Origin of the sequence: Escherichia sp. AM3 (assembly GCF_032029835.1) — a bacterium.
GTDB classification, from domain to species: Bacteria; Pseudomonadota; Gammaproteobacteria; order Enterobacterales; family Enterobacteriaceae; genus Escherichia; species Escherichia coli.
Genome location: NZ_JAVUPQ010000380.1, coordinates 1 through 990, shown reverse-complemented (window position 1 = coordinate 990; position 990 = coordinate 1). Strand labels below are relative to the sequence as shown.

General features: G+C 50.3%; 1 protein-coding gene. It reads left to right on the top strand.

Annotated elements, in window-relative coordinates; all coding sequences use genetic code 11:
- Nucleotides 1-805: S-methyl-5-thioribose kinase (gene mtnK / locus RTW80_RS26015; protein ID WP_312720962.1), on the top strand; the 805-nt coding region annotated here is incomplete at its 5' end.
- Nucleotides 806-990: the final 185 nt, after the last annotated feature.

Sequence of the window (990 nt, the reverse complement as noted above, 5' to 3'; positions counted from 1 at the left end):
CTTCAATACGTCTGACATTGGCATGTCAGCAGAACAGAAAAAAGCGCTTACTGCCGAGTTCGCGTTGAATCATGAGCTGTGCAAAATTACGGAAGATCTGATCTTCACAGAGCCCTATTACAACGCTGAACGGAATAACTGGACTTCTCCTGAGCTGGACGATGCCGTCCATAAGGCCTGGGCTGATGTAGAGATGATCCAGGTTGCCATGCGTTATAAGTACAAATTTATGACAGAAGCGCAGGCATTGTTACATGGCGACCTTCATTCAGGCTCAATCATGGTGACCGACACGGATACCAAAGTGATTGATCCGGAGTTCGGTTTCATGGGGCCAATGGCGTTTGATATCGGCAACTATATTGGCAACCTCCTGCTGGCGTACTTCTCACGCCCTGGGTGGGATGCGAATGAGCAACGTCGCGCTGACTATCAGGAATGGCTGCTTCAGCAGATTGTCCAAACCTGGTCCGTTTTCACCCGGGAGTTCCGCCAGCTCTGGGACAACAAAACACAGGGCGACGCGTGGCCGACAGAAATGTATCAACAGAACAGGGCCGCTCTTGAGGACGCACAGGATCAGTTTTTTGCCACGCTGCTTGAAGATTCCCTGGTGAATGCCGGCATGGAAATGAATCGCCGGATCATTGGTTTTGCTGGCGTTGCCGAGCTGAAACAGATTGAAAATACAGAGCTTCGCGCAGGATGTGAACGACGTGCATTGACCATGGCGCGCGATCTTATCGTCAATGCCCGCCAGTTTAAACATATGGATTCCGTCATCCAGTCTGCGAAGGTTAAGTAAGAGGTCATTATGAATATTAAAGGTAAACACTATCGTACGGTCTGGGTTTCCGGGGATGGAAAAGCGGTAGAAATCATCGATCAGACTAAGTTGCCTTTTAAGTTCGAGGTGGTGGCGCTTACCTCTGCGGAAATGGCCGCTACGGCTATTCAGGAGATGTGGGTTCGTGGCGCTCCGCTTATTGG